This is a genomic window from Actinomadura citrea, assembly GCF_013409045.1.
GTDB classification, from domain to species: Bacteria; Actinomycetota; Actinomycetes; order Streptosporangiales; family Streptosporangiaceae; genus Spirillospora; species Spirillospora citrea.
In genome coordinates, this window is sequence record NZ_JACCBT010000001.1 from 3,726,526 (window position 1) to 3,747,662 (window position 21,137).

The window sequence follows — 21,137 nt, forward strand, 5'->3', positions numbered from 1 at the left end:
GTTTAGGCCACACATGGCCTCACGTCGGGCGCCCCACGGTCCGGGCAGCACGATAAAGGCGTGCGCAGCGAAGGGAGTCCGCCTTTGCTGGTCGTACTGTGCCATCCCTCGGATGTGTTGCCAGAAGAGGGCGAGCGCGACCGCTGGCTCAACTTCTTCCACCCAGAAGGCAGGGATCCCGGCAACGTGATCGGCTACTTGACCGACGTCTCCCTCGGGCGATACGACTCCTCGACCCTCCTGGTGACGGACTGGCTGGACATCGGGCACAACGCCGCCGAGGCGGCCGCCGTCGGCGGAATCCCCCCAGCGCCGGCTTCTCGGCGACTGGGGAGGACCTTTTGACCGAGTGGCTCAGAAGACCAGTCGATCAGGGGCGATGGAAGTCGATCGGGGAGCCTCCCACCTGCGAAAACGTCCGGGGAAGTTGTGGCGGGCCCAGATGGGGCCGGCCACGGTGGCTCCCTGATTGGCTCCCCAGAGCCCCGGCCTAAGGCCAACTGCCATGCTCTTCGGAGACGGACGCTGTGGGCGAGGAGGTCCTGATGCCCGGCTTGCGGAACGTGGTCGCAGCGCAGGCACAGCCACTACGAGCGGCGCCTATCCGACACGGCGGCCGGTCGGCAGGAGGTGCTGATCCATCTGCGGGTTCACCGGTTCCGGCGCGGCAACGACACCTGTGCCGGGCAGACCTTCGCCGAGCAGGTTTCCGGCCTGACGATCCGCTACGGCCGCCGCAGCATCGGGGCCGGCGAGGCATTGCAAGCGATCATGCTGGTCACAGAGGAGCGCCGCGAGGCGGCGCAGGGCTCACCGACGCCCAGGTGCGACTACCGGCGCGTGGGCCTACGTTCATGGCCCTATATGACCAAGTCGTGCAGCCGCCCATTCGGTGCTCGCATCGCGGCAGGAGAGTGTCTTCGCCCTCGGTCGTCGGCTTTGGCGTGTGGGACACCCACGGCTCCATCGCCCTGGACGTCGCGTCGATGATCTGCGCACCGGGGAACTGGGCGGTCAGCGAGGCCAAGGTGCGACGGCGGCTCGCAAGATGAATGGACACGGGACATCCCCTACTGACGACCTTCCCGGCATCGTCGACGGCTCTGACATTGCCGGAGCCGACCTCCCCCTTCTTCGGGCCCGCGCCTTGATCTCAAGTGTGGTCGAGGTTGCATGCTTGGGTCCTCATCGGTGAACGGCTATAGGGGTGGTCGGTGTGCGGGTGGTTCAGGCGCTGCGGTTCGGGGGTCCGGAGGTGCTGGTGCCCGGTGAGGCGCCGGATCCGGTGGCGGGGGCGGGCCAGGTCGTGGTCGATGTGGCGGTTGCGGGTATGACGTTCGTCGAGACGCAGATCCGGCGTGGTGTCGATAAGTGGCACACCAGGCCGTCGTTGCCGTACGTGCCGGGTGGTCTGGTGGCCGGTCGTGTGAGCTCGGTCGGGGCGCGGGTGGATCCGGCTTGGCTCGGGCGCCGGGTCATCGCCGGTACCGGAGAGGCCGGCGGGTTCGCCGAGCGTGCCGTAGCGAAGGTCGAGGAACTGTTTCCGGTGCCGGACGGGCTGGGCCTGCCGGAGGCCATCGCCCTGCACAGCGACGGCAGCACCGCGCAGGGCCTGACCGAGACAGCCCGAATCGGCCCCGGTGATTGGGTGTTGGTCGAAGCGGCGGCCGGCGGCGTCGGCAGCCTGCTGGTGCAACTTGCCCGTGCGGCGGGAGCTCGGGTCCTCGGGGCTGCCCGGGGAGCGCGCAAGCTCGACCTGATTCGCGAACTGGGCGCCGACGCCGCAGTCGACTATTCCGAGCCGGCCTGGACCAAGCGGGTGCTCGAAGCGACCGATGGTGCGGGACCGGACGTGGTGTTCGACGGCGTCGGCGGACGGATCGGGCGGGCCGCGTTCGAGGTGACGGCTCGCGGCGGCCGGTTCTCGGTGCACGGAGCCTCCAGCGGCGAGGTCACGCTCATCGACTCTGCCGACGCCCGGTCCAGGGGAGTGGACGTGATCGGCATCGAGCAGCTCTTCGATTTCAGGCCGAACGTGGCGCGGTGGGCGGAGCAGATGATGTCCCAGGCCGCCGCCGGGCTCGTCCGGCCGGTCATCGGGCAGACCTTCCCGTTGGAACGAGCTGCCGAGGCGCACGCCGCGATCGAGAATCGCACCGCCATAGGGAAGACCCTGCTGATCATCTAAGGGCCGTTCCGAGAGCACCAGATCGCGGGGGGTATCTCCGGGCATGGAACCTACCCCCGCGGCCCTGCCCATCAAGCGCCCGTCCGTGAGTTCTCTTGGCCTCCCGGGTGCGTCAGTGCGGGGCGCTGGAGGTGGGCGGGGTGAGGGCGCGCAGGACGTGAGTGATGAGGGAGTGGAGGTAGGCCGGGTCGGGCATGCCGAGGTGGAGGGCCAGGCGCTGGTAGAGCGGGCCGTACAACAGGTCGAGTGCGACGTCCAGGTCGGCGTCGGGGTGCAGTTGGCCTGCGTCCTGGGCTCGGCGGAGCCGTTCCTTGAACGTGGCGATGCGCGGCCGGATGATGCGTTCGCGCAGGTCACGGGCGAGGTCGGGGTCTTGCAGTGCCTCGGCGATCACTCCGGTGCCGGGCGAGTTATGCGGCGGGGTGAGTAGGCCGATGACCTCGGTGAGCCTGCTGTGCAGGTCGGCGGTCAGGTCGCCTGTGTCGGGCGGGGCGGCGGCGAGTACGGCGCCGATCCGACGACCCTGTTCGTCGCGGGCAGTTCGGCGGGCGGGCACATGGCGGGGCTGGCCGCGCTCACCCAGAACGACCCTGCCTTCCAGCCGGGCTTCGAGAACGCTGACACCTCCGCGACCGGCGTCATCCACCTGAACGGCTGGTACGGCCCGTATTTCGGCCAGGGCCCCGAGTCCTCGCCGCTGGCCCACATCACTGCGGACGCACCGCCGTTTCTCGTGGCCCATGGCGATCTGGACCCGATGGTGCCCGTGACCGACGCCCGGCACTTCGCCGACCAGCTACGCCAGACCTCGATCGCCCCCGTCGTCTACGCCGAACTGCGTGGTGGGAACCACGCCTTCGACCTGTACCACTCCTTCCGCTTCGAGGCGGTCGTCGATGCGATCGAGGGCTTCACCGCCTGGGTGAGATCCCGGGAGAGGACGCCCAAGCCCCACCGGAACACCGCCCTTGAGTAGACGCGGCAGCAGCCGAGCGGCCCCGGCGTGGGGGGCGCCGGACGCCCTGCGCCAGGGTCGTCTACGTGTCGGCCGCCTCCGCCGAGGCCGATCCGCATTCGTTCTGGGCAGTGGTCGAGCGCGCCGTCACCGCGTTCGGCCTGCCTGACCAGCGGCCGGCACGTCAAACAGACCTACGTGCTCAGCGACCCGGAGACGGTCACCCAGGCCGAGCAGGCGCGCATCACGGCTTGATACCGGCCGTCAGTTCTTTGGCTCCGCCGAAAGCCGCCGGCGTACGGACCTGCAGGCGGAGCGCTCTGACAACGGGTGGTGCGTCCAGGCCAGGGGAGACCGAGGCCAGGGCGGGGACGGCGTCCGGCGTGAACGCGACCGACCACGCGTCGCCGCGGGCCAGCTGGGTCGGCGCGATCTCCGCGACGCGGGGGATCGTAGTGGCCGTAGTGCGGTGGGCGATGCTGCGGAACGCCGGCCGGCCACTACGTGAACTGGCCGGACCCGACGGTTTTATGGGGGATGCGCCGCGCCCGGGACCGCGGTTCGTCAAACGCCCGGTCCTGGCCGACCAGGGCCGTGGCGGCTCTGCACGGAAGACCGCGCAGGGGACACCGAGCCCTCAGCTGACCGTGCGTTCCGCGTAAGGGCGCAAAGCCTTGCGCAGCTTGGCTGCGTTCGGCGCCTGGCCGATGACGGTCCGGCCGTCGAGCTTGACGCTCCCTGGGCACGCCTGGTCGCCGGGCACCTTGAAGCGGCCCAGCGGCCTGGCGGTCTTCGCCTCGTAGATCTCAAAGGTGTAGGAGGCCTCCAGGAGCGAGATCTTGGTTGTGTTCTTAGGTCGTGTGCGTCCCGAGAGTTGCCGATACAACCTCGCAACGGATTCGGAGACGTATTCGCAGACCCGGATCTCCCGCTTCCCGGCCCTGTCCTGGTGACCACAGGCGACGAGCTGGGCTTGCGCCTTCACGCCGGTATCGCTCACCTCATCGCTCGCCGCCCAGCGGGAGGGGAGAACGTCGGCATCTTCACCGGTGTTGGCGTCCACGAACATCAGTCTCACCGTATGCGGGCCCTTCCCCCGGTACGATTCCGCGCTCTCCTTGAAATATGTGTCGCTCCGCGCCTTACCGCCCGGCTCAGACGGGCAGAACCTGTCCACGGAGGCCGGGGAGGGCGGCTCCGGCGGAGGCGGATCGGCCATCATGCCGACCACCCCCACACCGCCAAAGATCACGATGATGCCAATGCCGAACGCCCACCACGCGATCCGATCAGACCTTCGCATGCACACGATTCTGAACGCTCGGCCCGCGCGCCTCCACCAGATCGCGCCGCCGCGCTGGTCCGGAGGCACTCGCCGCGGCGCGGGTTCGCGACCGCAACTCGGACGGCGGACATGACCCGCCTTGATGGCCGTTCTGGACGCGGCCCCGCGAAGCGAGTCGGCGGCTGCGCCCACCTCATCGAATGGGGCCGTGTACGGGCGGCGTGCCGCCGGCTCACACCGACGGCGGCGGTGTGAGCCGGCGAGCTCTCGAAGTCCGTGGCACTCTGCAGCCCACGCATGAGCGACTACGGGGACATGACTCTCCAGGAACTGATCGGCCAGCTGACCGGCGCGGACCTTGTGCTTGCCGAAAAAGTACGTCCGTGCAGGTGAGAGGGGTGATGTCCGGCGGATTGCAGCGTAGAGCTGGGAACTGCTGCGGGACAGGCCACGACACCGCCTCTGCCTCGACACCGCGCTCGCCTCGGGATGATGGGCAGTCGTGCTGTTGCGACTGGCCTACTTGACCGTGGCGAGCACGTTCACGGTGCTGCGTCTGCTTCCTATGACCGATCGGGAGAAGGACGCCGAGATCTTGGTGCTGCGGCATCAGATCACGGTGCTGGAGCGCCAAACGGACGGGACGAGGGTGAGGTTCGTCGGTACGGATCGAGCACTGCTCGTGGCGCTGCTGCACCGCTTGCCTCGTGGTGTACTGCTCCGGATGGGCTGCCCGTGCGGCCGGACACGGTCTTGCGCTGGCACCGGGACATGATCGCTGGCCGGCACGAACCCCGAGCTGGGGCTACCGGCGGGTGCATGGCGAGTTGCTGGTGCTCGGCGTCAAGGTGGCCGCCTCCACGGTCTGGGAGATCCTCAAGGGCGCCGGAGTCGATCCGGCACCCGAGCGTGCATCGACCACGTGGGTTAACTTCCTGCGCTCCCAGGCCGGGGCACTCCTGGCGTGTGACTTCCTGGAGACCGTCACGCTCACGGGTGCACGGATGTACGTGCTGGCGGTCATCGAGCACCACAGCCACCGGATCCGCGTTCTGGGTGCAACCGCCCATCCGACCGCGTCGTCGGTGCCACAGGGGCCAGGAATCTGGCCATGGACCGGGAGGACGCGGGTTGCCGGGCACGGTGCCTGATCCGTGACCGGGACGGCAAGTTCCCTGACTTGTTCGACACCGTTCTGGCCGATGCCGGCATCCAGACGGTGCTGACCGGGTGCGGATGCCGAGGACGAACGCGGTCATGGAGCCGTGGGTGCAGACCTGCCGCCGCGAACTCCTCGACCCGACTCTGATCTGGAACCAGCGGCACCTGCTCTACGCCCTCCGCGAGTTCGAGACCTTCTACAACGAGCACCGGCCCCACCAGGGCATCGCCACCGCCCGCCCGTTGAAGTCGCTGCCCTCACCGATCACCGAACTCGACGAGATCGCCCAGCTGAACATTCGAAGAAGTAAACGTCTGTGCGGCATCCTCAAGGAGTACCGGCATGCGGCTTGACCTTCGCGGACGCGGTTTTCGGCAAGCCCAGGCGCGCCAGGTGTTCTGCAGCGGCACGGTCCCCTCCGTGTTCCATCAGCGACGACAGGTATCCCAGCGCTTCGGGATCATCGTGGTCGGTGGCCGGATGGAACAGCAGTTGGGCCCGATGGTGGTCGCCTGCGGCGAACGCTGCCCGCGCGAGCCGGAGCACGTCGGGCGGCATCGCATGCCGTGCCGCAGCCCACAGCGTGGCTGGCGGAGAAATGTCGTGGCGCTCCGCGCGGCCGTGTTGTTCAAGGAAGTCGGCGAGCCGATAGAGACGATATTCCGCAGGTGGGTCGCCTGGGCGCGGCCGGTACAGCGTCAACGGTCCGGGCATGATGCGGTGCGGCGCAGTGAGGGCATCCAGCGCTGCAAGTACCAGCTGTCGTCGAGTTGGTCCCAGCCGTGTTCGGTGATGTAGCCGCGCGGCATGGTGACCTCGACCGCCTGCCCCAGCGCCCGTGCCGCTCGATGCCGATCAAGGGTTTCGTCGTGGTGTTCACGGCGGTGCCGCTCGACGGTGCTGTGCGGCAACTCCGTCAGCGTCCGCCAGTACTCCGGCCACATGGACCCCAGCACCAGGATCGGCCCTCGAGCCGGGGCGACCAGCGCGGACCGCCTCCCAGCATGCCCGGCTCTTACCGGTGGAAGAGTCACCCAACCACGATGACCATCCGGCTGGACTGGGCGGCGGCAGCGACCTCACGACGAAGCCGTTCGTCGACTTCCTCCCGCGGCAGGTAGGCCGGTAGCACCGGCACGGCGGCCGACGCGCCCCCCGAGACGGCCTGAGGTGCCCGACGGCAAGGAGGCCGAAACGACTCCCATCAGAACACCCAGCCCGCCCAGGCAGGTCGCGGTCAACGCTGCCGCCGGCGCATTGCGCAGTAGTGCGGTGGCGACGCCGGCGGTGACGCCCAGGGTGCCCAGGACGCCCGCCACGACGGTCACAATGCCCGCGGCCACGTTGATCAACTACCCCAAGGAGGCGGTGAGGTGAGGGCTCATCCCATCCAGCGTCGTCACCACGGGCGGGATCGGCTGGAACGTCGCCTGCCCGCCAATGAACGCGCCTTCACGGACGCCCCTGCACTTGCCTATCGCGGGCACTGAGGTGATCCGTTGAGCGAAGCGGCCGGTTGTGGACGCTCGCGTGTGGGCGAAGCCGCGCTCTTCCTCTCCGCCCGGCTTGATGATGTTCATGGCGATGCTTTGCCGGGATGTCGGGGAGGAGCGGATTGCGTGGACGATAGCGAGACCATCGAGTTGGAACTTCCAGATGGTGGAAGTGTCCTCGTCCGGCCTGAACGTGTGGACGATGGAACAGGTTCGACATCCCGGAGCTGGTTCGCATCGCCCAGGAACGGCCCGAGGTCCAGGTGACGACCGCCGACGGGCCGGACCGTGTGAGCGTCCGCGGCGGACGAGTCCGCTGCGCCGCCTTCCCGGTCATCGTCCTCACCAGCAACGGCGAGCGCGAATTCCCGCCCGCCTTCCTGCGCCGCTGTGTGCCGCTGACCATCTCTCCGCCGACCCGCCGGCAGCTCGCCGACATCGTCCGCGCGCGGCTCGGCGAGGAAATGCAGGAGACGAGCGGCGCTCTGCTCCAGGAGTTCGTCGACCGCCGGAAGGACGGCCACGAACTGGCCACCGACCAGCTGCTCAACGCCGTTTACTTCCGGTTCGAGGCGGTGCGCCGGCAGGGCGGCGGGATCGAGGAGGTCGCCGAGAAGCTCATGGAGCATCTGCGGACGGCCACGGACTGACTATGGGGTCCATTGAAGATCTCCTGGCCGTGCTGGACGCGCTGGGCGTCCGAGCGACCGACAGCGAGGTCATCGAGACGCTGTGGCTGGCCGAACAGATGGGCGCGGCCGCTTCCGCTCCTGCGCCGGCCTCCGCCGAGGAACGGCCCACGCCGCCAGAGCACCCAGGTCCCGCGCCGGGGGCGTCCCCGTCTCCTCTGCCGCTCGGCCCGCCTCGCGGACCGCACCATCAGGAACACCGTGTCTCTCTCTATCCTCCCGAACCCGTGGCGGCACCGGCACAGGACGCTCCCCGCAGCGCGATCGCCGCGCCCGCGCCTGCCGTCTCGCCGCTGCCGCACGGTCTGGACATCATGCGGGCGCTGCGCCCGCTGAGACGCCGCTTCCCTTCCGAGCGCGCCCTCGTCCTGGACGAGGACGCAACCGCCGACCGCGTCGCCGACGAGAACATCGTGATACCGGTTCTCGTCCCGGAGCGGCAGCGCTGGCTCAGCCTCGCCCTGGTCATCGATGCCGGGCCGTCCATGGCGGTGTGGCGGTCGACGGCCGGGGAACTGCGCAGGCTTCTGGAGCGGCTCGGCGCCTTCCGCGACATCCGGGTGTGGCATCTGCGGAGGTCGGCCGGCGGCGAGCTGGGACTGCACGCGGAGTCCCGTACGCGTGCGGCGCCACGCAGCCCCAAACAGATCATCGATCCGTCCGGACGGCAGCTGACCCTGGTGGTGAGCGACTGCGTCGACGGCATCTGGCACGACGGCGAGGCGCTCAAAGCGCTCGACCTGTGGGCACGCCGCGGCCCACTGGCGCTGCTGCAGCCGTTCCCGCAACGCCTCTGGAAACGCACCGGCCTTTCCGCCGGTCCGGCACGCCTGCACAGCGCCGCGGCGGGCGCGCCCAACCTCCGTCTCATCGCGGAGAGCCGCGGCCGCCGTCCGGGCGCGATGGCCCGGCAGGGCGTTCCCGTCCCGGTCCTGGAAATCGAACCCGAGTGGCTCGCCCCCTGGGCACGGCTGCTCAGCGGCGATGCGCCGGGCGGCATCGACGGCATGGTCGTCTGGACGCGGCCGGCAAGGCCGGGCACCGCGTCTCCGGACGCCCCGCGGGACGGGCGGGAGCCCGTCCCGCTCCCCGGTGACCGGGACGCCGAACCGGCCGAGAGGGTCGCGGCGTTCCGCGCCGCATCCCCGCAGGCGTACCGGCTGGCCGGCTACCTGTCGGCCGTCCCGCTGACCCTCCCGATCATGCGTCTGGTCCAGCAGGTGATGCTTCCGGGCAGCCGGCCGTCCCATCTGGCGGAGGTGTTCGACAGCGGGCTGCTGCGGATCGTCGGTGAACCGGCGGCCGACCCCGAGGAGACCCGCTACGCGTTCGACGACGGCGTCGCCGAGGTGCTGCAAGGGACCCTCCGCCGCTCCGATGCCGTCCGGATCGTCGAGGGGGTCAACGCGTTCATCGAGGCGCGGCTCGGCCATCCCCGCGCCACCGGGGCACTGCTGGCGTTGCCCGGCGCGGTCGGCGACCAGGCACTAGCGCCCTCGAGCGAACCGTTCGCCGCCTTCTCCGCCGAGTTCCTGAGACGCCTGGGCGGCGACTACGCGGACCTGGCCGCGGCGCCCTCACCGCCCTCGGTCCCTGAGCCGGTCGCACCCATGGCGCCGTCGTCCACCGGACGCTGGGGCGACCGTCCGCTCAGCCAGCGATGGGTGCGGGCACCGCGATCGTCGATCGAGCATGTGGACGCGGTAGTCGTCGGGTCCGGGTTCGGGGGCTCGGTGGCGGCGTACCGGTTGGCCGAGGCCGGGCAGTCGGTCGTCCTGCTGGAACGCGGCCGGCCGTACCCGCCGGGTGGCTTCCCTCGTTCGCCGGCGCAGATGGGGCGGGCGTTCTGGGACCCCGCCGAGGGCCTCTACGGCATGTACGACGTGTGGGGCTTCAAGGGCTTCGACTCGGTCGTGGCGGCCGGACTCGGCGGCGGCTCGCTGATCTACGCCAACGTGTTGCTGCGCAAGGACGAGCACTGGTTCGTCAACGACCGGCCATCCGGCGGCTACGAGCCGTGGCCGGTGACGAGAGCCGACCTCGACCCGCACTACGACGTCGTCGAACGGATGCTCGGCGCTACTCCGTATCCCTTCGATAGCGGGCCGTACGACGACACACCGAAAACGCGCGCCATGCAGGACGCCGCAGCCGAACTCGGCCTGAGCCACACCTTGCCGCCGCTTGCGGTGAGTTTCGCGCCGCGGCCGGGCGCCGCGCCGGGCATCGGCCTGCCGATCGCCGAAACCGGTTACGGCGACATTCACGGCGTGCCCCGGCGCACCTGCACCCTGTGCGGGGAATGCATCATTGGCTGCAATCAAGGCTCGAAAAACACGCTCGATTTCACCTATCTGTCGGCCGCCGCGTACTACGGCGCCGACATCCGGACCACCTGTGAAGTGAAGGGGATCCGGCCACGGCCTGGCGGCGGGTACGAAGTCGACTACGTTCATCACACCGACCTGAACGTCAAGAAGCGCCGTCCACCGGTGACCACGATCTCCTGCGACCGCCTGATCCTGGGAGCTGGCGCGTTCGGGACGACGTTCCTGCTGCTCAAGTCCCGGGCAGCGTTCCCCGGGTTGAGCAAGGCGGTGGGGACGCGCTTCAGCGGCAACGGTGACCTTCTGACCTTCCTGCAGCGAACGAGGGACGGCGACGGCGTCCGCCAGCTGGACGCCTCCCGCGGCCCGACCATCACCAGCGCGATCCGGCTGCCAGACGAGCTGGACGGCGAGGATGGCGGCGTGGCCGGCACCGGGCACGGCGCGTACATCGAGGACGGCGGCTACCCCGCGTTCAGCACCTGGATAATGCAAGCCTCAGACCCCGTCGGCAGCCAGATTGAGCGCGCGGTGAAATACACGTGGGCCCGCTTCACCGACTCCTTTCGCGACGCCCCGGACACCCATCTGTCCCGACTACTCTCAGACCTGATCGGAACCGGCGCGCTCACCGTCGGTTCGCTACCCCTGCTCGGAATGGGCCGCGCCACTCCCGACGGTGCACTCCGCCTCAAGAACGGTAGGCTCGACGTCGACCTGGACGCGGCGGGCGACGTCGATCATTTCGTGCGCTTGCGCAGAACGATGCAGATGATGGCGGATGTGCTCGGCGCCTCCTACGCCGATAACCCCATGTGGTTCCGCAAGCGCGTCATGACCATCCATCCGCTCGGCGGGGCACCGATGGGCGCCCATCCCGGTGAGGGAGTATGTGACGCCTACGGGGAAGTATTCGGATTCCCCGGGCTGTACGTCGCCGACGGCGCGGCAATGCCCGGATCAGTAGGCGCGAACCCCGCTTTGACGATCGCCGCGCATGCGGACCGCATGAGCACCCGCATCCTGGAAGGGGCGCCTGCCCAGTCTGCCTCACCGACCAGGAAAATGAACGTTCGTGAAACCACGTTGCCTGTCGACGCCGCCACGATCGCACGCGGACCCAATACCCAAGCGTCCGCCCGCACGCCCCTGTCATTCGTCGAAGAAATGCAGGGCTTCTTCGCCTACGACGTCTCCGACCCCAGGACCGGTGAGTTGGCGGATACGCGCGAGCCCTTGTCCTTCCGCGTCACCATCACCGCGGACGACGCGGTGAGGTTCCTCGAAGACCCCCACTACACCGCACGGGTCGAGGGTTGGATCGAAACCGGGAGCGGCGGACGGGCGGCCATCGAAAGAGGCACCTACAAGGTGGTCGTCTCGTCACAAGGTGAGAGTGGCCCTCGCTTAACGACTTACCGGCTCCACTACAACGGCAACGGCCGCCCCCAGACGCTAGTCGGGCACAAGGACGTTCACCACGGCTCGCCGACGAAGATTTGGCCCGACACCTCCACTCTGCATGTGCGGATACTTGATGGCCACGTCTCCGAGGAGGAGGAGACGGGTTCGCTTGTCAAGGGCGCAGGTGTCCTGCACATCCAACTCACCGATTTCGCGCGCACCCTGGCCACGATGCGCTCCAGCGGTCCCCAGGGCGCCGATATCCTGACGCGCGCCGGTCGCCTCCTCTTCGGTGAACTCTGGGAGATCTACGGTCCGAGCTAAAGGCCGCCCCGTAATGGTGGAGAAGGGTGGTTGGGCGTGCTTCCGGTGAGCTGCCGGTCCACGGCAAGGCCCGTCCGAGTCGGGTGCGGGCCGACAAGGCGCACTCGTCCCCGATGATCCGCGCCCACCTGCGTCGCCGCGGTATCGCGGCCGCGATACCGGTGCCGGCCGACCGGGCAATGCACGGCAGCGGCGGGGCTACCGCGGTGTCGTCCACCCGCCTTCGACGCGCCCGACTACTGGGGCCACCATGCCGTGGAGGCGGCATCAACCGCCTCAAGCGCCACCGGGCCGTGGCCACCAGACACGACAAGCTCTCCGTCCGCTACCAGGCGGTCCCTGAGATCATTGCCATCAGCGAATGGCTCCACCTACTTCGAAATATGCCCTAGTCGAGGCGATCGGATCGAGGTTGCTTGGGGCGGGCTGGCAGCTGTGCCGCCCCCACTATCCGCGCACCCCGCTCACTCGCGCCCTCAGTTCGCCCAGCCGTGGATCGCGCGGGAGGTCGACTGATACACCGTTCCAATGGACGTGACCGGGGAGGACCTTTTGACCGAGTGTCATGTGCCCGGTGCAGCATTTCCGGCTAACGTGATCTATCTACCGGGATGAAAGCCGCTTTCTGGCCGTGAGTCCGCGGGTGCGGGCTCCTCCCGTGGCTCCCGAGCGCCGCGGGGGGAGCCGCAGGGAAGCTCTGGTTTAGCCCCTGACCTGCATGAACTCTGTCGGGACGGCGGGATTTGAACCCACGACCCCTTGACCCCCAGGCGCAGAAGACCAGTTGATCATAATACCCGCAGCCGGCCATTGTCGGTAAGCCGCCAGAAGTGTCTTCCCGGTGCCCGTCCCCCAGCGGGCACCGGGGGGCGGCTGCGCGTCGCGCAGGAGCTCTCATTTGGGGTGGTACGAGCAGAGGAGCCCGGTCTGCACGGTGGCGCGCAGCTCGGCGCCGATGCCCGCGTCGGCGTCGGCGATGCGCTTCAGGACACGCCGGATGGCTTTCCCGACGGCGATACGGGCCCGTTCCTCGCTGTCGACGAAGCGCCGCGTCCGGCCGCCGAGGCCCGAAGCGGACGCGAGCTCGGCGATCAGCCAGCGGCGTTCGGCGCTGAGGGCGGCGGCGCGCTCGAACTGGTCCGCCGACTCGAGTTCCTCGATCTCGGCGTCCAGCTCCGAGAGCCGCCGCTTGTAGCCGCGCTTGGCCTCGTCGTCCAGGACCGGCTGGGCGGGCGCGGAGTCGCCCGAGGAAGCCGCCGGTCCCATCGCCAGGATGATCGCCGGTATCTCCTGCCCGGGGTTGTTGATCAGGGTGGCCAGGTGCCGCATGCCCACGCTGTCCCCCACCAGCGCGGTGCGCGAGCCCAGCGCGACGCGCCATTGCCTGCCCTGGCGTTCGCATACGAGCACCGGCGCCCGGTCGCCGGAGCGGCCCACCTTCGCCGGCCGGCCGGACGCCTCGGCGGGGACCGGCATGCCCAGCTGTGCCGCTTCCTGTGCCGCCAGGTCCAGCGACGCCCGCGCGGCCTCGCTCCGCGGCCCGTCCCGGAGAGTGAGCGCCTCGCCCAGGCGCGTCCGGGACAGGACCACGGCCGGCCAGTGCCACAGCGCCAAGTTGCCGTCGACCGCCTTGACCAGATGCCCCACGGCGGTGTCCGCGTCACCGGTGGTCAGCGAGGCCACTCCCAGGGAGTGGTGCACCGAGCCCAGGCACGCTCCGCCGAGGCCCACGAGCGTCGGGAGACCCGCGAACGGGCTCAGCAGTTCGTACGCTTGGGACGCGGCCTCGGCGTCTCCCAGGAGATGCGCGACCTCGACGACCCCGTACATCGCGAACAGCCAGGTGTTGGAGCGCGGTGCTCCATCCTGCACCCGGCCGCGCAGCCGGGCCAGCGTCCCCGCCGCCAGCCGCCGGTCACCGGAGTGGGCGGCGGCGATCGCGAGGCCCGCGTAACAGGCGTTGTCCAGGGGGCTGAGCACCGGGGAGCCCACCAGGTCCGTCAGCGCCGGGAGGCACTCGGCGATGCGGCCCTGGTACCACCGGATCGTGCCGATCTGCGCCGCGTACCAGCCCGTCGCGGAGACGTCGCCCGTTGCCTCCCCGCGCTTCGCGCAGGTGCCGGCCAGCGCCTCGGCCTCCTCGAACCGGCCCAGCCTGATGCTGAGCATCACTTCGAGCGACTCGAGGACGCCCCCGGCGGCGAGATGGGACCGCCGGGCGAGCAGGTCGCGCAGTTCCCGCATGCTGCGCTCGGCGTGCGGGTCGGCGCTGCTGAACAGGTCGACGACATGCCAGAGCAGCCCCATCAGCAGGTCGGCGCGGCGGCCGGTCCTGGACGCCTCGCCGATCAGCTCCCTGGCGAGTTCGAGCCGCAGCGCCCCGTGCTCGGGGCCGAGAACGCAGTGGTGGGCGAGGCTCAGCGCTTCGGCCAGCGCCACCGGATGGCCGGCCCGCCTGGCCTCCGCCACCAGGGCCATGATGGAGGCGTGCTCGCCGGTCGCGTAGTCTTTCTCAGCCGCCAGCCTGACTCGCAGCCGCAGGGCCAGGGAGGACTGCGGGTCGATCAGCGACAGGGCGGTGCGCTGCCGGGCGCGCACCATCCCTGCGACGGCCGCCATGCGATGCTCGTGCACCCACAGCCCGCCGAGGCCCAACGCCGCCCGCGCCATCCCCTGGCCGTCGCCCCAGCGCTCCGCCTCGCGGTAGGCCGCGTCGAACCGGATCCGGCTCGTCCGCAGATCCCCCTCGTCGAGCAGGGCGCGCTCCCCAGCCGCCAGAGATAACTCGAGGGCGTCGTCACCCCGCGTGGCCGGAGCGACGTCCAGTTCTCGTGAAGTCGTCACAGGCCCGTGCACCCCCCAGGTCGCCGTTGGCCGTCACGGCCGTGCCGCGCGGTAGCCGGCCCTCGGTCGTGCGGGGGTTTTCGAACCGATGCCGAGCGCGTTCATCCTCTACACGCAGAGCATGCCTCGCCGGTTCAGTGGATGAGCGTTCAACCCACTGGCCGTAAGTGGCCGCCTCGGGTGTCCGACGGACTGTGCGGCCCCTCCCGCCCCCCGACGCCAAACCGTATATAGACCGCCACAGTCAACTATGAGACGATCTGCCATAAACGCCCAGGTAGAACGCCGCAAGCGAAGATCAACGCTAAATGGCAAGCTAAGCTTGTCCCGCCTAACCTGACACAGATCGGCAGATGGCAACGGGTTGGAGAGTCGGGTAGCGGTACGACGCGTGCAATGAAGTACGAGCGTTTGAGTCAGCCCATCAGCTGGACTGAACGGCCGGCTAGCGGCCGGGCGTGGACGCGGCGGTGCTACGACGTGGTCGGCTCGAGGTCTCCCGTCCGGGCCCGCAGGTGCGGACGGTCGCGTTCGGCCCAGCGGACGACCGGGGGCACGGCCAGGCCGGTCAGGGCGAACAGGCCGCCGACGAGCCACCATCCCGGCACTCCCCATTCGATGCACAGGGTGATGAGCAAGGCGGGGCCGAGCGTGATCCCCAGGCCGAGGCCCATGCCGAACAGGCCCTGGTACTGGCCGACGGCGTGCCGCGGGGCCAGCGCGTAGGACAATTCGAAGCCGGCCGCGGCCTGCCAGATCTCGCCGACCGTGTGGATGATCACCGCGATCGGCAGCAGCAGCATGGCGATCCAGAGGGGGGCGTCCGCCATGAGCGAGAGCAGCGCGGCGGCGACCAGGAAGGCGAAGCCCGCGCGGCGCAACGCGCGGCCGCCGAGGGTGGGGGTGGTGATGCCGCGGCTCGCCCGGACTTGGAAGAGGACGACGATAACGGTGTTGATCAGCATCACCACCGTCACCGACCACTTCGGCGCCAGGATCCGGTTCACCAGCCACAGCGGCACGGCCGCGGTCAGCACCCGGTACTGGATCGCCATCACGCCGTCCAGCACGGTCAGGACGAGATAGGGGCGGTCCCGCAGCGCCGCCCATCGCCGCCCGGCGCCCCGCGGCACCGGCGTCAGGTACGGCAGGAACAGCACGACCAGCGCCGACGCCGCGTACGACACGGCGCTGCCCGCGAGCAGCAGCGCGTACGCGTGCCGGGTGTCGACGGCGACGCCCCAGCCCGCCAGCAGCGCGCCCACCGAGATCCCGACGTTGGTGACCGAGCGCAGGTACCCGCGGAACTCGGCGGGTCGCTCCCCGCCGTACTCCTGCACGAGCGGGCCGCGCGCGGCCTGGCCCGCCGACTGCGCGGCGGCGCCGAGGCTCGCGAACAGCAGGAACGTCCAGAAGCCGCGCGCCAGGCACAGGCCCGCCATGGACACCGCGCCCAACCCCAGCGTCAGCGCGTACACCGAGCGGGCGCCCTTCCGGTCGGCCAGGTGACCGAACGGAATCCCGGCCGCCAGCGACAGCGCGCCCGCGAGGGTCAGCCCGATCCCCACCTGGGCCGCGGGCAGGTGCACTGCCCGGGTGAAGTACAGCACCCCGGCGGTGAGGTAGACCCCGTAGCCGACCGTGCTCACCAGCGTGGCGAACGCGAGCAGGCGGGCGGGGCGGCCGCCCTTCGGAAGTACTCCCGCGACCCATCGGCGCGCGCCGACGCTGGGGATCATCAGGACGCCGACCCCCCGGGCCCGGCCCCGTCGGCCGCGGTCACGAACCGGACCGACAGCGCGAGTTCCTCGGCGATCTCGCGCGCCCGCGTCGAGGTCTCCGCACCGGTGACGATGACCGCGGCCCGGTCGCGGGAGCTGTGCACCAGGGGGATCTCCGCCCCGTGGCTGATCAGAAGCTCCGCGTGCAGTACCGCCGGATGGGCGCGGACCTCATCCCATCCCTCGACCGCCACGAGGGTGCCCGGCGGCGGAGTCAGGAAACGCATCGCCGCTCCGCGGGTGGGCCGGGGCGGGCCGGGTGCGCGCGGCAGGCCGAGCATGTCGTCGATGACCAGCCCGAAGACCTCGAGACCTGGGATGGCGTACTCGAGCATCAGGTAGAGCCAGTCGCCGCCGAGGCGGCCGTGCACCTCGCCGAGGACGACGCCGCCCGGCGTCAGCCAGAACTCGACGTGGAAGGCCCCGACGCGCAGACCCAGGGTGAGGAGCGCGGCGGACACCACCTCCTCGACCTCCTCACGCTGGGGCTCGGGCAGGTCCGCGGGCACGGCGTGCGCGGTCTCGACGAAGAGCGGTGGGGAGGTCTTCTCCTTCGTGGTGACGGCCAGGAAGTGCGGCTGACCGTCCAGGAAGATCCCCTCGATGCTGAACTCCGTCCCGGGCACGAACTCCTCGATCAGGAACGTGCCCGCGTCCGGCAGCAGCGCCAGCGCCGCGGGCAGGTCGGCGGCCGAGGAGACCAGGCTCACCCCGATGCTGCCCATGGCGTCGCGCGGCTTGACGATCCACGGACCCGGGGCGTCCCGCATGAAGTCCTCCGCGTCGGCCGCGTTCGCGCACAGCCGCACGGCGGGCTGGGCGAACCCCGCCGCGGCCAGCGCCGTCCGGCACGCGTCCTTGGTGCGGATCCGGCGGATCACCTCGGGCGGGTTGCCCGGCACGCCGATGGCCGCCGCCGTCTCGGCCGCCGCGACCTGGGCCATCTCCAGCAGCGCGAACACCGCCGCGATGCGCTCCCCGGCCGCGACGCGCCGCCGCGCCCACTCCGCGTTCTCCCGCGGATCGGTGTAGCCCACGACCGAGGCCTCATCGGCCGCGGCGACGATCGAGGGCGTGGCCGCCAGGACGGGCGCGGTGGTGGTGACGATCGTGCGGATCCCGCGCGCGGCGGTCTGCGCGAGCACCGCCTCGGCCATGTTCACGCTGAAGGGAAGGGCGCGGGCGCCGGCGACGAACAACAGGGTCGGCTTCATCACGCCGCCCCCGCCCCGGCCGACTCGCGCCGCCCCAGACTGTTGACCAGCCCGCAGAACCCCTCGATCTCCTCGGCCGTCATGTTCGAGCGCAGCATCACGCGCAGGCCCGCCCGGCCCCGGCCGATGACCGGGAAGAAGATCGGCGAAACGAAGTAGCCGGCGCGCATCAGGTCCTGCGCCAGCTCGACCGTCCCCGCCTCGGAGCCGACCTGCACGAACCGGATCGGCAGCCCGTCGCCGCGCTCGGCGGTGTCGACCAGGCCGTCGAAAAGGTCAATGTTGGCCTGCAACCGGTCCTGCAGCCCGGTTAGCTCGGCGCTCCGGTGCAGCTCGGCCGAGGCGAGCACGGCGCCGAGCCCCGCGGTGTTGATCCGCTGCGACCACATCAGCGGGGCGGCACTGCGCAGCGCGATGTCGACCCACTCCCGCGCGCCGCGGCGGCCGAGGAAGACCGCGCCACCGGATGCGCCGAACCCCTTGTTCAGCGAGGTGATGATCAGCGTGCGGTCGTTGAACCCGTCCATCGTCTCCAGCACCACGCCGCGCCCGTTCCGCCCGACGGTGGAGGTGCTGTGCGCCTCGTCGAAGAACAGGAACAGGCCGTACCTCTCCTGCAGGCGCAGCAACTCGGCGATCGGGGCCACGCCGCCGGTGCTGTACACACCGTCGGCCACGTACGCGACCTGCCGGTGCCGGCGGCACAGGTCCTCCAGCGCCTCGACGTCGTTGTGCCGGATCGTGATGATCTCCGCCTCGTCGGCCACGCTCGGCTTCATCGCGTTCATGCAGAAGTGGGCGTTCTTGTCGAACACCATCAGCGGCGGGACCCCGTCGGTGAGCAGACCCGAGGCCACCAGCGGCAGGCTCGTCCACGCCGCTAGGGCACAGGAGTTGACCGTGATCGCCTCGACGCCGAACAGGTCCGACAGCGCGGCCTCGGCGTCCTGCAGCACGCCGAAATGGAGCCTCAGGCGCGAGGCCGAGGTGTTGAGGGCCCCCTGGGCGAGCACGGCGTCGGCCGCGGCCCGGACGAGCCCGGGGTGGGTGTCGAGGCCGAGATAGGAGTAGGACGACATGTTGACGAACTCGTGGCCGTCGGCGAGCACGCGGTGCCTGCCGTCGCCGATCCCGTCCACCGTGACGCCGAACAGTCCTGCCTTCTCTGTGACGTCCCAGAACTCGGTGCTGATGCGCACGGACTTCTTGAGGTTGAGGAACTGATGCATGGTGCTCTTGGTCTCCTTGGATGGTGCGGAAGCAGCCGCGCCGGGCGTGCGGGGACCCCGGCGTGCCCGCGGGTGGGGTGCGGTCACGCCGACCTGGCCAGGGGCGGCAGCGGGGGTTCAGTCATCGCCGGCCGCGGAGTCGTGTGGCGCTTACCGGAGCTGCGGTAGAGGGAGTCGTGGATGCCGTCGGCGAACTGCAGCGCGCCCAGGTCGCGGCGGGCCTTGGCGACCGGCGAGTCGGCCCGGTATCCCGAGGCCCCGAGCAGCTGTGCGAGCTCGGTGGCGGCCTGGCAGGCGGTATCGACGCCGTGCGCCTTCATCTCCCAGCCCCACTGCTCGGCCCAGTCGGCCTCGGCGTGCGCCAGCCGCGCGGCGACGGCGGTGCCCAGCAGCGCGGTCGTCAGCTGGGCGTGCGTCCGGCCGAGGGCCACCAGTGCGGAGTCGCGCAGTCGGGGCAGGTCCCCGCTGCTTCTCCGGTACGTGAGATGGGTGCTGGCGGTGTCGAACACGGCCGCGGCCGCGCCGAGCGCCGTGGCGGTCACCAGCGGCCGGTAGGCGGTGAAATGCCTGCGCAGCAGGGACATTCCGTCGCCGCGCAGGACGTCGCAATCGGGGTGGACGGGCACGGCGTCCAGGTCCAGAACCCCCCACGTCCACCCGGCCAGGCCCGCCGGCGACACGGGCTCGCGGTACAGGCCCGGCTCGGCGGCGTCGATCGCCGCTGCGACCAGGCCGCCCTCCGGGGCCTGGAAGAACACCACGAACACCGAGGCCTCGTCGAGTCGGCTGATCCACGTCTTGCGGCCGCTGACCAGCCACGTCCCGTCCGGGCCGGGCGTGGCGCGGGTCCGCGCGGCGGCCGGCCGGGAACCGCCGTGCGGCTCGGTGATGGCGACGCCCACGAGCGCGCCGGCCGCCAGGCACGATCCCCACCGCTCGCGGAGCGCGGGGCGTCCGTGCTGGGTGATCAGCCTGCCGTAGCCGAGCGTCACCGCGTCCCGCAGGTCGACGTCCCGGTAGCCGCAGACGAACTGCGCGAGGACCCCGAACAGAGGCGAGCTCATGGAGTCCAGGAAACCGCGTTCCACCATCGCCAGCCGGACGGCCATGAGTCGACGCGAGCGCTCGGGTCCGTCCGGCAGGTCGACAGAGTGGATGGCGAGCATCTCGTCCAGTTCGGTCTCCAGGGCCGCCAGTCGGTCCCAGTCGACCTGGTCCGTGGGATCCAGGACCGGACGCACCGGCTGAAGCCAGGTGTCGATCGCCTCACCGGTCATGGCCGGCCCTCCTGTCCACGCACGCCGGGCAACCGCTGACGGGCGCATGGGGGTGATCGTGAGCCTTGTGGCGAGGCCAGGGTCTGCCGGAGCCGTGTTGTCGGTGGCTTCGACCAGCGAGAATGCTGCAATCTGGGCAGGTGGCCCCGGCCATGTCCAGATCCAGGCAGATCTCCCCGATCCAGGCCGAGTCCGTGCTCGGGAGTTCCCGGTTGGGACCCCGCAACTTGATCTTGGGGAAGCAGTTGTCGGCAGTCATGCACGGCGACAGGCCGTACTGCGCGCGGTACACCGCGAGGTCGTCTTCGGCGACCGGGTCATCGAAGGCATCCACAATCGCGCCCCTCGGGCCATGTCCGGGGTCGTACGTCGTCGTGGGCAACTTGTAGGCGCAGTTCAGATCGGCCGGCCCGCACCCGGGCGGCGTGGCGCCCGGCGCGAGGTGGGCCCCCTGCCCCATGTCGGTGTGGACCATCGACATACACCCCATGTGTTCGCTGGACGGCGGACATAAAGCCTCAAGCTTGGACATGTCCGCACTGCCCCCTCGAGGGGCGGCCATCACCGCCGACCTGCACCGTCTCCGTGAAGTCCGCATCGGTCTCATCGCGCCCTCCTTGGAGCGATGCCCGGCGGTCGCCGGGCGGCCATCGCCCCATACCAAGGGCGTTCCATCCCGTTCCATCTCGTTCCACCCAAGGAGCGGGTGTGTCCAGTTACCGGCTCTGTCGCTCTTTCGGTGGTGTCGGAGGGTGAGGCCTATCCGAGGAGGATGCGGTGGCGAAGGAGCCGGAAGCCTGCTCGGCCGTACATCTGTCTCTTGATCAGCTTGGTCTTGGTGTTGACACCCTCGGTCTCGCCGTTGTGGTAATCGCTGGTCAGAGCGGCACGAACGGCGTCCTGATCAAGTCGAGAGGCCGGGGACGCTGGGAAAACGTGAGCACTGGCCGTCCGGGGCCGGGTAT

At 70.2% G+C, this 21,137-nt stretch carries 18 protein-coding genes and 1 pseudogene; 7 read left to right on the top strand and 12 right to left on the bottom strand.

Translation table 11 applies throughout. From position 1 onward, the window contains the following. The first annotated feature begins 84 nt into the window (after window positions 1-84). Window positions 85-345 carry a hypothetical protein gene (locus BJ999_RS17530; protein WP_179834290.1) on the top strand — a complete coding sequence of 87 codons (261 nt, stop codon included), beginning with the start codon at window positions 85-87 and terminating at the stop codon, window positions 343-345. An 871-nt stretch (window positions 346-1,216) separates the two neighbouring features. Next, window positions 1,217-2,188, top strand: coding sequence for a zinc-binding dehydrogenase (locus BJ999_RS17535; RefSeq protein WP_179834291.1), 972 nt, complete (start codon window positions 1,217-1,219; stop codon window positions 2,186-2,188). 112 nt (window positions 2,189-2,300) lie between these two features. Here the strand turns inward: BJ999_RS17535 and BJ999_RS41320 are convergent, their stop codons facing one another. Continuing rightward, complete coding sequence (locus tag BJ999_RS41320; protein WP_218935108.1) at window positions 2,301-2,744, bottom strand: TetR-like C-terminal domain-containing protein; 444 nt, start codon at window positions 2,742-2,744, stop codon at window positions 2,301-2,303. On the opposite strand from BJ999_RS41320, the gene BJ999_RS17545 reads away from it, so the two are divergent. Continuing rightward, window positions 2,643-3,164, top strand: coding sequence for an alpha/beta hydrolase (locus BJ999_RS17545; protein WP_179834292.1), 522 nt, complete (start codon window positions 2,643-2,645; stop codon window positions 3,162-3,164). The genes BJ999_RS41320 and BJ999_RS17545 overlap by 102 nt on opposite strands. A 616-nt stretch (window positions 3,165-3,780) precedes the next feature. Here the strand turns inward: BJ999_RS17545 and BJ999_RS17550 are convergent. Continuing rightward, a complete protein-coding gene (locus BJ999_RS17550) occupies window positions 3,781-4,446 on the bottom strand; it encodes a hypothetical protein (protein WP_179834293.1) in 666 nt (221 codons plus the stop codon). An 815-nt stretch (window positions 4,447-5,261) separates the two neighbouring features. On the opposite strand from BJ999_RS17550, the gene BJ999_RS41325 reads away from it, so the two are divergent. Both BJ999_RS41325 and BJ999_RS41330 read left to right on the top strand, forming a co-directional pair. Next, complete coding sequence (locus BJ999_RS41325) at window positions 5,262-5,579, top strand: hypothetical protein (RefSeq protein ID WP_218935109.1); 318 nt, start codon at window positions 5,262-5,264, stop codon at window positions 5,577-5,579. An 85-nt stretch (window positions 5,580-5,664) separates the two neighbouring features. After that, entirely contained in the window at window positions 5,665-5,943 is a 279-nt protein-coding gene (locus BJ999_RS41330) for an integrase core domain-containing protein (RefSeq protein WP_218935110.1), read from the top strand. On the opposite strand, the gene BJ999_RS17560 is transcribed toward BJ999_RS41330, so the two are convergent. The 3 genes from BJ999_RS17560 to BJ999_RS17570 all read right to left on the bottom strand — a co-directional run bounded on the left by BJ999_RS17560 (window position 5,918) and on the right by BJ999_RS17570 (window position 7,170). Continuing rightward, the gene (locus tag BJ999_RS17560) at window positions 5,918-6,292 is read right to left on the bottom strand and encodes a hypothetical protein (protein WP_179834294.1); all 375 of its coding nucleotides are present in this window, start codon (window positions 6,290-6,292) and stop codon (window positions 5,918-5,920) included. The two genes, BJ999_RS41330 and BJ999_RS17560, sit on opposite strands and share 26 nt — an antisense overlap. Further along, window positions 6,289-6,546 carry a hypothetical protein gene (locus BJ999_RS17565; protein ID WP_179834295.1) on the bottom strand — a complete coding sequence of 86 codons (258 nt, stop codon included), beginning with the start codon at window positions 6,544-6,546 and terminating at the stop codon, window positions 6,289-6,291. The genes BJ999_RS17560 and BJ999_RS17565 overlap by 4 nt, the downstream gene beginning before the upstream one ends. Before the next feature lie 396 nt (window positions 6,547-6,942). Continuing rightward, complete coding sequence (locus BJ999_RS17570; protein WP_179834296.1) at window positions 6,943-7,170, bottom strand: hypothetical protein; 228 nt, start codon at window positions 7,168-7,170, stop codon at window positions 6,943-6,945. Between the two features lie 176 nt (window positions 7,171-7,346). Between BJ999_RS17570 and BJ999_RS17575 the strand changes: the two genes are divergently transcribed. Both BJ999_RS17575 and BJ999_RS42105 read left to right on the top strand, forming a co-directional pair. Beyond that, window positions 7,347-7,733 carry a MoxR family ATPase gene (locus tag BJ999_RS17575; RefSeq protein WP_179834297.1) on the top strand — a complete coding sequence of 129 codons (387 nt, stop codon included), beginning with the start codon at window positions 7,347-7,349 and terminating at the stop codon, window positions 7,731-7,733. A 2-nt stretch (window positions 7,734-7,735) separates the two neighbouring features. Beyond that, entirely contained in the window at window positions 7,736-11,827 is a 4,092-nt protein-coding gene (locus tag BJ999_RS42105; protein ID WP_244983796.1) for a GMC family oxidoreductase, read from the top strand. A gap of 894 nt (window positions 11,828-12,721) precedes the next feature. On the opposite strand, the gene BJ999_RS17590 is transcribed toward BJ999_RS42105, so the two are convergent. From BJ999_RS17590 to BJ999_RS17620, 7 genes and pseudogenes are all read right to left on the bottom strand, one after another. Further along, on the bottom strand, window positions 12,722-14,671 hold the full coding sequence (locus BJ999_RS17590; RefSeq protein WP_229810683.1) for a hypothetical protein: 1,950 nt from the start codon (window positions 14,669-14,671) through the stop codon (window positions 12,722-12,724). Between the two features lie 473 nt (window positions 14,672-15,144). Continuing rightward, window positions 15,145-16,410: an MFS transporter gene (locus tag BJ999_RS17595; RefSeq protein WP_179834299.1), complete on the bottom strand. Its 1,266-nt coding sequence runs from the start codon at window positions 16,408-16,410 to the stop codon at window positions 15,145-15,147. After that, the gene (locus tag BJ999_RS17600; protein WP_179834300.1) at window positions 16,410-17,666 is read right to left on the bottom strand and encodes an ATP-grasp domain-containing protein; all 1,257 of its coding nucleotides are present in this window, start codon (window positions 17,664-17,666) and stop codon (window positions 16,410-16,412) included. The genes BJ999_RS17595 and BJ999_RS17600 overlap by 1 nt, the downstream gene beginning before the upstream one ends. Next, window positions 17,666-18,895, bottom strand: coding sequence for an 8-amino-7-oxononanoate synthase family protein (locus tag BJ999_RS17605; protein WP_179834301.1), 1,230 nt, complete (start codon window positions 18,893-18,895; stop codon window positions 17,666-17,668). The genes BJ999_RS17600 and BJ999_RS17605 overlap by 1 nt, the downstream gene beginning before the upstream one ends. Window positions 18,896-18,978: 83 nt before the next feature. Further along, complete coding sequence (locus BJ999_RS17610) at window positions 18,979-20,172, bottom strand: acyl-CoA dehydrogenase family protein (RefSeq protein WP_179834302.1); 1,194 nt, start codon at window positions 20,170-20,172, stop codon at window positions 18,979-18,981. Continuing rightward, complete coding sequence (locus BJ999_RS17615) at window positions 20,162-20,647, bottom strand: S8/S53 family peptidase (protein ID WP_179834303.1); 486 nt, start codon at window positions 20,645-20,647, stop codon at window positions 20,162-20,164. The genes BJ999_RS17610 and BJ999_RS17615 overlap by 11 nt, the downstream gene beginning before the upstream one ends. Window positions 20,648-20,931: 284 nt before the next feature. Further along, a pseudogene (locus BJ999_RS17620) lies at window positions 20,932-21,081 on the bottom strand (transposase); the annotation flags it as partial. Window positions 21,082-21,137: the final 56 nt, after the last annotated feature.

Excerpts from the sequence above, each read along its gene's own strand:
- BJ999_RS17615 (WP_179834303.1), bottom strand. The coding sequence starts at position 20,647 with ATGGTCCACACCGACATGGGGCAGGGGGCCCACCTCGCGCCGGGCGCC.
- BJ999_RS41330 (WP_218935110.1), top strand. The coding sequence starts at position 5,665 with ATGCCGAGGACGAACGCGGTCATGGAGCCGTGGGTGCAGACCTGCCGC.
- BJ999_RS17595 (WP_179834299.1), bottom strand. The coding sequence starts at position 16,410 with ATGATCCCCAGCGTCGGCGCGCGCCGATGGGTCGCGGGAGTACTTCCG.
- BJ999_RS42105 (WP_244983796.1), top strand. The coding sequence starts at position 7,736 with ATGGGGTCCATTGAAGATCTCCTGGCCGTGCTGGACGCGCTGGGCGTC.
- BJ999_RS17605 (WP_179834301.1), bottom strand. The coding sequence starts at position 18,895 with ATGCATCAGTTCCTCAACCTCAAGAAGTCCGTGCGCATCAGCACCGAG.
- BJ999_RS17610 (WP_179834302.1), bottom strand. The coding sequence starts at position 20,172 with ATGACCGGTGAGGCGATCGACACCTGGCTTCAGCCGGTGCGTCCGGTC.
- BJ999_RS17600 (WP_179834300.1), bottom strand. The coding sequence starts at position 17,666 with ATGAAGCCGACCCTGTTGTTCGTCGCCGGCGCCCGCGCCCTTCCCTTC.
- BJ999_RS17570 (WP_179834296.1), bottom strand. The coding sequence starts at position 7,170 with ATGAACATCATCAAGCCGGGCGGAGAGGAAGAGCGCGGCTTCGCCCAC.
- BJ999_RS17550 (WP_179834293.1), bottom strand. The coding sequence starts at position 4,446 with ATGCGAAGGTCTGATCGGATCGCGTGGTGGGCGTTCGGCATTGGCATC.